The organism is Kribbella sp. NPDC004875, from assembly GCF_042873375.1.
Classification (GTDB): domain Bacteria; phylum Actinomycetota; class Actinomycetes; order Propionibacteriales; family Kribbellaceae; genus Kribbella.
In genome coordinates this window covers 772,920-781,415 of record NZ_JBIALI010000006.1, presented here as the reverse complement: position 1 = coordinate 781,415, position 8,496 = coordinate 772,920, and the positions used below count along the sequence as shown (strand labels likewise).

Annotated in this window: 10 protein-coding genes; 2 read left to right on the top strand and 8 right to left on the bottom strand. The window is 68.6% G+C overall.

The window, feature by feature from the left end:
* Nucleotides 1–393: 393 nt before the first annotated feature.
* The gene (locus tag ACFYRH_RS34350; RefSeq protein WP_387783946.1) at nt 394–1,125 is read left to right on the top strand and encodes a hypothetical protein; all 732 of its coding nucleotides are present in this window, start codon (nt 394–396) and stop codon (nt 1,123–1,125) included.
* On the opposite strand, the gene ACFYRH_RS34345 is transcribed toward ACFYRH_RS34350, so the two are convergent.
* From ACFYRH_RS34345 to ACFYRH_RS34315, 7 genes are all read right to left on the bottom strand, one after another.
* Entirely contained in the window at nt 1,095–1,685 is a 591-nt protein-coding gene (locus ACFYRH_RS34345) for a GNAT family N-acetyltransferase (protein ID WP_387783944.1), read from the bottom strand. The genes ACFYRH_RS34350 and ACFYRH_RS34345 overlap by 31 nt on opposite strands.
* Before the next feature lie 29 nt (nt 1,686–1,714).
* Nucleotides 1,715–2,116: a DUF5130 family protein gene (locus ACFYRH_RS34340; protein WP_387783942.1), complete on the bottom strand. Its 402-nt coding sequence runs from the start codon at nt 2,114–2,116 to the stop codon at nt 1,715–1,717.
* Nucleotides 2,103–2,393 carry a hypothetical protein gene (locus ACFYRH_RS34335; protein WP_387783940.1) on the bottom strand — a complete coding sequence of 97 codons (291 nt, stop codon included), beginning with the start codon at nt 2,391–2,393 and terminating at the stop codon, nt 2,103–2,105. The genes ACFYRH_RS34340 and ACFYRH_RS34335 overlap by 14 nt, the downstream gene beginning before the upstream one ends.
* 158 nt (nt 2,394–2,551) lie before the next feature.
* Nucleotides 2,552–3,055, bottom strand: a complete 504-nt coding sequence (locus ACFYRH_RS34330; protein ID WP_387783939.1) for a hypothetical protein — start codon at nt 3,053–3,055, stop codon at nt 2,552–2,554.
* An 81-nt stretch (nt 3,056–3,136) separates the two neighbouring features.
* Nucleotides 3,137–3,712 carry a lytic polysaccharide monooxygenase gene (locus tag ACFYRH_RS34325; protein WP_387783937.1) on the bottom strand — a complete coding sequence of 192 codons (576 nt, stop codon included), beginning with the start codon at nt 3,710–3,712 and terminating at the stop codon, nt 3,137–3,139.
* A gap of 151 nt (nt 3,713–3,863) precedes the next feature.
* Entirely contained in the window at nt 3,864–5,981 is a 2,118-nt protein-coding gene (gene malQ, locus ACFYRH_RS34320) for a 4-alpha-glucanotransferase (RefSeq protein WP_387783935.1), read from the bottom strand.
* A gap of 52 nt (nt 5,982–6,033) precedes the next feature.
* Nucleotides 6,034–7,050: a hypothetical protein gene (locus ACFYRH_RS34315; RefSeq protein ID WP_387783933.1), complete on the bottom strand. Its 1,017-nt coding sequence runs from the start codon at nt 7,048–7,050 to the stop codon at nt 6,034–6,036.
* A 44-nt stretch (nt 7,051–7,094) separates the two neighbouring features.
* Here ACFYRH_RS34315 and ACFYRH_RS34310 point away from each other — a divergent pair, with 44 nt between their 5' ends.
* Nucleotides 7,095–7,874 (top strand): mechanosensitive ion channel family protein, encoded by a 780-nt coding sequence (locus ACFYRH_RS34310; RefSeq protein WP_387783931.1) that lies wholly within the window; start codon nt 7,095–7,097, stop codon nt 7,872–7,874.
* A 175-nt stretch (nt 7,875–8,049) separates the two neighbouring features.
* Here ACFYRH_RS34310 and ACFYRH_RS34305 read toward each other — a convergent pair whose 3' ends face one another.
* Complete coding sequence (locus ACFYRH_RS34305; RefSeq protein WP_387783929.1) at nt 8,050–8,478, bottom strand: OsmC family protein; 429 nt, start codon at nt 8,476–8,478, stop codon at nt 8,050–8,052.
* Nucleotides 8,479–8,496 lie beyond the last annotated feature (18 nt).

The following is an 8,496-nucleotide window of genomic DNA, read 5'->3' as shown; positions in this document are numbered from 1 at the left end:
CGGGGTGCCTGGCCGGGGTGCCTGGCCGGGGTGCCTGGCCGGGGTGCCTGGCCGGGGTGCCTGGCCGGGGTGCCTGGCCGGGGTGCCTGGCCGGGATGCTCATCGCTGTGTCGCGGGTCGCTCCACGCGCTGCTTCCACCACGACGGCGTCACGTCACACCGTCTAGGGCGCTGGCTAGGTCAAGACATTGCGGATCCGGGACCGTCTGACGCCGCTCGGTAGCGGTCAAACGATTGTTCGTCGGCACATCGTGAAGGGTCGTGTGCGGTGCGCGATTCCCTTGCGGGGAAGAGATTCTTGCCACCTGAGAGATGCTCACTTACCCGCCGGTTCGGTCTAAGCTGCATCGGACTTTGTACATCCAGGGGTTTTCCTGGGGAGGGGCCCTTGCCGTGACACCTGTCGATCACCGGAGGCCGCCCGCACGGGCCGCCCGGAGACAACAGCAGAGCAGTACCAGACGTGCCGCCCGGTCGCGACACACGCAGCGGTCGCACAGCACCATCGGCGCGGCGGTGGTCGCCGGCGCCGCGCTGGTCGCGGTGTTCGCCTTCATCCTGACCCGCGGGACGTCGGCGCAGTCGCCGGACGACGGGCTGCGGATGGGTTCGGGGACGGACAGCGGCGCCGCCGCACCGGCCGCTCCGACCGCGAGCGCGAGCGGTAGCGCGACCAAGGGGGACCGCAGCCCGCCGTCCTCCGCGGCAGCACCCAAGACCGCCCCGAAGACCACCGCGAAGACCATCCCGAAGACCACCCCGAAGATCACGCCGCCTCCGGTCAACACCGGGCCGACCTCGCCGGTGTTCAAGCGCGGTCAGTGGATCGCAGTGCTGGACAAGTACCCGACGGATGTCGGTCTCGACGCGGCGGAGGTCGCCAAGGCCAGCGCGACAGCCATCACCCGCGCCGGGATCCCGGCGAAGGCGATGCTCGTCAACGGCCAGTACCCGGGCCTGCGGAACAGCTCCCTGTCACCGGTGACCGACACCTGGGTCGTGTACCTCGGCCCCGGCACGTCCTCGGAGCAGATGCTCAACCTGTGCCTGGACCCGCGCACCCAGCGGGCTCACCCGAGCCCGGCCTGCCCGACCTACGAGCCGGCCGCCGGCCCAGCCAGCTGAGGTACGGCGTCAGTCGCGAGCCGAGCGTGCAGATGCGAGTCGTGCCGCCGCCCGGTCGCTTCGACGTAGTAGTCGCGCATCACGCCCTCGAGCTGGAACCCGGCGCGGAGCGCGACGTGGCACGACCCCTCGTTGACGAGGGCGTGGTCGAGTGAGATGCGGTGCAGGCCGAGCCCGTCATCCGCGAAACCCCAGCGCGCCGCAGCGTCCAGTGCCCGGGCACCCAGCCGCCGTCCCCGGGCCAACGGGCTGATCCAGTACGCCGCGACGGCCTGGTCCGGGATCCGGTGCACGTCCCGCAGCGACACGCTGCCGACCACCTCGTCGGTGCCGGCGTCGGCGATCGCGAAGATCGCATTGCCGTGCAACCAGCCCTGCAGCCGCGGCTCCAGCCAGCGACGGGCGCGGTGGTCGGCCGGTGAGCGAATGACCGCCGTACCAGCGGTCCAGCGGAGGATGCCGGGGTCCTGCAGGGCCAGAGCGACCGCAGCCTCGTCGGAGGCGACGAACGGGCGCAGTACGACGTCGCCCAGGTCGATCTGGCGTGGCTGCAGGGCCATTTGTGCCGGCATGGCCGTCGAACCGGTGCCTACAGCTTGTGAGGCTCGTTGTTGGCGTGCAGCAGCGTCGGCTGGTGCGCGTGCGCACCGAGCTGCTGGACGCCGGTGACCAGTCCGCCGGTGAGGTCACCGGTCGCGAACGAGGTCTGCATGGTCAGCGCGGCCAGGCCGGCGGCCGTGTCCGACAGCTGGCGCTTCGCCTGCTCGCCGGTGACGATCTCCAGCCGGCGACCGGCCGGGTCGACGTAGACCAGGACGGTCCTGTCCGGGTCGTCCAGCTCGTTCAGCAGCTCGATCGCGAACGGGCGGGTCTCCGAGTCGGCGCCACCGACGTACACCGAGAAGTGCAGACCGGAGACCTCTTCGGCGTGCCGGACGGCGCGCTCGATGTCGTGGAGCTGGTCGGGGGTGAATGCGTCACCAGCTGGCACTTGCGCCTCCGGTTGTGCGGGCGACGCCAGTGCCGGCGGTCGCGGTGCCGCCCGGCGCGCCGGTCAGCTCGGGCAGGTCGGGCAGGTTGGCCGGGTTCGGCTTGGTGGTCGTCGGTCCGTTGATCCAGACCGGCGGGGCCCACCACGACAGCCCCGGGCGGTACCGCGGGCCGTTCGCGATCGACGACGCGAACACCAGCAACGCCACCACGGCGACGACCAGCGCAGGAATCCCGACGAACACCAGCAAGGAGTGCCCGGACATCTCAACAATCACGTCCGAAGCCTAGTACGCCCGGCACGGGAGGAGCTCACGCCCCTCCCACACCAGCCTCCGACACGAAGGTCGTTCCCTCTCAGAAGCCGCCGCGGCTTTCTGTCAGCAGCCGCCGCAGTTTCACCTCCACCACCCGCGCGGAGCGCGGCTGCTCTTGTTCAGCAGCCGCCGCAGTTGTAGTACGTGATGTCCCAGTGGCTGCCTTCGTCCGCGTAGATGTTGCCGGCACCTGACTGCCACTGGAGCGCACCGTCGCCGCGGTTGGCGATCCGGGTGAAGGTGTTGTGAATGTAGTTGCCTACACACGTGTATTTCGAGATGTCGACCTTGTACCCGTTCCGGTGGCTGTAGGTCCCACTCGCGTGACCCACCTCGGTCCCACCGGTGATGTTCACAGCACACCCACTCGCCTGCTTCAGCGTACGAACGCCGTACACCGTCGAGTCGTTGATGTTCGTGAACGACGTACAGGTCGACACGTTCCAGTCGGAGCAGTTGCCGGTGGACGACCACGTGATGCCGGCGGCGCGGAAGATCGCGGCGGCCTGCGAGTGGGTCATCTTGGTCAGGGCCGACGCCTGCTCGACCGCCACCACTCCGGGCAGCAGGCCGACGAGGACGGCGACCAGCGGGACGACGACACGACGGAGCACAGACTTCATGGGGACACTCCTTGGAAAACGGGGCGGATATTCCAAGGAGTGAAATCCCCAAGAAAGTTATTGGCGAAACGTCAGGTTGAATCAGAAATTGACATCCGAGCACTGGTAGAAGGCGTTCCCGGTATCGGCGATGGTCCAGACCGCAAGGATCATGTGCCGCCCGGTCCGGCCGACCGGAATGGTGCCCGGATGCGACACGTCGGCCGCCGGCCGGGCACCGTTCATCGGCACCGTCAGGAACGGCGTCAGATCGAGCGCGGCCCGGGTCAGCGGCTGACTCGGATCCCAACCCTGCTTGGTCATGTAGTACTTGAAGTCGGTCGTCGAGTGTGCCGCGGTCAGATGCCAGCTGAACGTGAACCCCTGACCAGCCTGGAGCTGAGTGGCCGGCCACGAACCGCCGCGCTGATCGTCGAGTTCGGCGAATTGCCCGAGCCCCGCGGAACACAACCTCCCGTCCGCGGGACCACTTTGCGGGAATCCTTTGGGTCCCTCCACGCTCTGCGGCTCCCACTGGATCTGCCCGCAGCCGCTGACGACCCCGTCCTGGCAGTTCTTCGCCCGGCTGGTCGGGCCGGTCGTGTACCCGTGCGCGTAGGCGAGCGGTACCGACGTACACACCGTCAGCGCGAGCGCGCCGACGGCAATCCCGGCCATCCTGAACCTGCGACTGACAGTGCCTTTTCGCAGCATGAGATCTCCTTCAACTGTTGGGGCGGTGGACAGCGAAGGAAGGCGCCTCCTGCTCAATAGAAAACAACCGTTCAAATCTATTGTCAACGGCTGGTGAGCAGGTGAATACGGAAAGCTACATATTGAGCGCGCCGATGAGCCGGCGCAGGCGATGGTTGTTCGGCAGGTCCTCGACCAGGACCGGCTCACCGTCAGGCCCGCCGAGCGGCACCCGCCAGTTCGGGTACTCGTCCGTGGTTCCCGGCTGATTCTGGGTACGCCGCTCCCCGACCGCATCCGTCAGCGAGACACCGACCAGCTTCGCCGGCGTGTGAGCGACGTACCGATGCAGAGCCTCCACGATCCGCTCCACGTCGCCGTCGGTGTTGCTCAACAGATGCCGCTCGCGCAGCGCGTTGAGCCACGCGTCGCGGTCCGCCTCGTCCACAGCCAGCTCTTCGGCCACAGGTCGGGTCAGCAACCCCAGGCGGTTCCGCAGCTCCACGTGATCGCCGGCCAGATACCCAGCGGTCGGCGGCAGGTCATGAGTGGTCACGGTGGCCAGGCACAGCTCACGCCAGCGCTCCGGCGCCAGCGGCTTGCCCTTGGCGTCACGCTCGAACCACAGGACCGACGTACCCAGGATTCCGCGCTCGGTGAGGTAGTCGCGTACCCACGGCTCGACTGTCCCGAGGTCCTCACCGATGACGGTGACGCCGGCACGGTGGGCCTCCAGCACCAGGATGCCGACCAGCGCCTCGTGGTCGTACCGCACGTACGTCCCCTCGGTCGGTCGCTCCGGCGACGTGACCCACCACAGCCGGAACATCCCGAGGATGTGGTCGATCCGCAGCCCGCCTCCGTGCCGCATCACCGCCCGCACCAGGTCCCGCCAAGCGGCGTACCCAGTCTCTGCCAAGGCATTGGGGCGCCAGGGCGGCTGTGACCAGTCCTGCCCCTGCTGGTTGAAGGCATCCGGCGGCGCACCGACGTGGATGTTCGGCGCCAGCACCTGCTGCAGCGCCCACGCGTCGGCACCGTCCGGATGGACGCCGACGGCCAGGTCGTGCACCACACCCAGCGACATACCGGCCGCCTTCGCGCGGGCCTGCGTCCGGCCCAGCTGCTCGTCCAGCTGCCACTGCAGCCAGCAGTGGAACTCCACCGCATCCGGATTCTCGTTGCGGAAGGCCACAACCGCCGGTGTGGTCGGGTCCTGGAGCTCCTCCGGCCACTTGCTCCACTCCGGTCCGTACACGTCCGCGAGCGCGGCCCAGGTGGCGAAGTCGATCAGTCCCTGACTCTCGCGGTCGCAGTAGGCGCCGTACTCCGCGATGCGCCCTACCGAGGGCTGCACCCGGAACAGCACCTGCAGTGCCTCCCGCTTCGCCGCCCACACCGTGTCCCGGTCCAGCGCGGTCGAGTCCTCGCTCAGCGCCCGAGTCTGCAGCGCCAGCGCGCGTACCTGGTCGCGCTCCGCCGGCGCGAGGTCGCCGTACTCGTCGATGTCCTCTATCCGCAGGTAGATCGGGTTCCCGAACCGCCGCGACGCCGGCAGGTACGGCGAGGGCTCCATCCGGCCCGCCAGCTCGGCAGCGTGCAGCGGGTTGACCAGCACGAAGCCGGCACCCAGGTCATGGGCAGACCACGCGGCCAGGTCGCCCAGGTCGTGCAGGTCGCCGATACCCCAGGAGCGGCGCGAGCGAACGGAGTACAACTGCAGCACCCAACCCCAGGTGCGATGCAGCTTCTCCGGCTCCAGCTTCCGCGGCGTGACGATCAGCGTGCTGACCGAGATCTCCGGATTGCTTCCGATCCGCGCGCACAGCCGGTGGTACCCGATCGGCAGATCCCCAGGCAGCTGGAACGTCGCCTCGCCGACCTGTACGCCGTCGACCCACTCCGGCTCGACCCAGTGGTCCTGCTGGGGCAGATCCCGCCGCTGACCACCGTCCTCGAGGTCGACCCACACCTCAGCAGTCGACCCGTGCGGCAGGTGTACGGCGAACCAGGGCGTCCATCCCGACCGCATCACGACAGTGGCCGGCAGCGTGCGGCGCCAACGCGCCTGGTGGTGTTCGGCGAGCGCGAGCGCCGCCTTCTCCGGCGTCGACGCGTCAACACCGAGTGCCGCGAGTACGTCGGACACGACGGCACTGGGAACGATCACGTGCTCGCCTTGCCAGTTCCAGTACTCCGTCGCCACGCCATGGGCGACCGCGAGCTCGACAAGGGCCGGACTGGGAGCTGTCACCCCAGCGAGTTTGCCGTATCAACGCCACCAACGCGTAACGGCGCGCGTTGCGTTACTCGTTCGAGCGCCGACGACTCAGCATCAGTACGGCGAGCAGCAGCACCCCACTGGCCACGACCAGCCCGATCGCCACGCCACCCATGTTGTCGGTGAGTTGGTACAGCGCAGTCGGCCAGATGACCAGGAGGATGGCGCACCCCACCACGGCGTACGCCGAGCGTCGGGTCCGGCCGTAGGCGACGAGCAACGCGGCCGGCCCGGCCGTACCGACGGCGAGCGCCATGATCTCGCCGCGTTCCTGCACCAGCCAGCAGATCGACGAGCTGAACATCGCGGCTCCGGCGAGTGACCACGACGTCACCGGATCGCGGACCAGGCCGAGCATCGCGAACACGAACGCCACGATGATGAAACCGGTCCCGGCGATCCCGGCGCTGTTCGCGGCCGAACCTGCGTCCGGAGTGAGGACGTCCGCCGTGATCACCAACACACCGACGGCCAGGATCCCGAAAGTTGCCACGAGCAACGATGAGCCGGCCAACCACCACAGTCCGACGGAGACCAGCGCGAGCGCCACCACCACCCCAGCGACCCGTCCAGGCTCCCCTTCGACGGCGACGTACGTCGCGAAGCCGGCCACACAGCACCCCAGCGACGCAAGCGCCGAGCTGAGCTGCGCGCGCCGCCGCAGCAGCGCCAGGACGACGGCCGCGCCGAGCAGCACCACGGCCGCGGCCGTCCCGGTGGTGACCCGAGCGGCGCGCCCCATCTCACCCCAGTTCGCCAAGGTCAGGAGCGCGACGGCGCCGAGCAGCAGCGCGCCACCGATGTAGCCGAGCACCTCGACCAGAGCATTCGGATGGGTGACATCGAGCGGGCGGTCCGGTTTGTCCCGCTTGCCCTTCTTGGCCGGTTCGGGCTCCGCGGGTTCCGGCCGCGAGCGGCCCGGGTCTGCGAGGGCCGCATCGATCTCGGCGTCGGCGGCGTCGCGGATCGAATCGGCCTGGTACTGACGCAGCACACCTGCGCTCACGAGCCTGGAAAGCTCGTCGTCCAGCCGACTCGACATGCGATCGCTTCTCCTTGTCAGCCCTACTACCATCGGGCGGCGAGATGCCTATTCTGACCAGCTACCTTGTGTCCCTAGTCAGTCACCCCCTGTTTTCGCTCCCGGAGGGCTTCCCGACCTTCTTCCGGACGGGCAACGACGGCAAGCTCGAGGTGACCGACCAGATCGTCGTCGTCCCGGCCCGGATCGCCGGACTGATCGTCGGCTTCTTCGTGCTCCGCTGGCTGCTGCACAAGATCATCCGGCGGTTCGCGCGGCGTACCGGAAACGGTGCCGTCGCGGGCGTGCTGGCGAAGTCGAAGCGCGGCCAGGAGTTCGTCGAGAACACCCTCGCCAACGAACGCCGCACCCAGCGCGCGGAGACGATCGCCTCGCTGCTGACCAGCGCGGTGACGATCGTGCTCACCGCCGTCCTGGTGGTGATGGTGCTGGCCGAGCTCGGCTTCAACATCCTGCCGGTGATCGCGTCCGCGAGCATCATCGGCGTCGCGCTCGGCTTCGGCGCGCAGACGCTGGTCAAGGACTTCCTGGCCGGCGTGTTCATGATCTTCGAGGACCAGTACGGCGTCGGCGACCTGATCGACATGGAGAAGGCGACCGGTGTGGTGGTCTCGGTCGGCCTGCGGATCACCACGCTGCGCGGCGAGGACGGCACCACCTGGTACGTCCGCAACGGCGAGGTGCTCCGGGTCGGCAACATGACCACCCGCGACCCGAACAGCAGCGGCTCCTCCGGTGTCGGCTCCGGCACCGAGAAGGAAGAGGAAGCCGCCAAGACCGACGAGGGCGCGGCGAGCGGGACGCAGGACGATGCCCGGGGCTGACGCCCACCGAGCGCGATCGGTTGTTGACGCATCGCGATCGGCGACTCGTGCAGCGGGTGTTGCAGAGGGCGTACGGCTTCACCAAACGTGATCGCTTAATACCACGGCTGAATCTGTACCAAGGATGAAACAGCAACGGCGTCCGGCAGCCTGCCGGACGCCGTTGTGGTGTGACTCAGGCGGTGAAGGTGACGTCCAGCGTGATCGGGACGGCGGCCAGCGCCTGCGAGACCGGGCAGTTCTTCTTCGCGCCCTCGGCGAACTCGGCGAACTCGTCGGCGGTCAGGCCGGGGACGTTGCCGTTCACCGACAGCTTGATGCCGGTGATGCCCTCACCCGGCTGGAAGGTCACATCGGCCTGGGTGTCGATCGACGCCGGCGGCTTGCCCGCGCCGGCCAGCGCGTGCGACAGCGCCATCGAGAAGCAGGTGGAGTGCGCGGCCGCGATCAGCTCTTCCGGGCTGGTCTTGCCGTTGGCGTCGTTCGCGCGGGAGGCCCAGGTGACGTCGTAGGTGCCGACACCGGACGACTCCAGGGCGACCTTGCCGGCGCCCTCCATCAGCGAGCCTTCCCAGTGGGCCTTCGCCGTACGAGTGGTAGCCATGCTCGTGTTCTCTCCTTA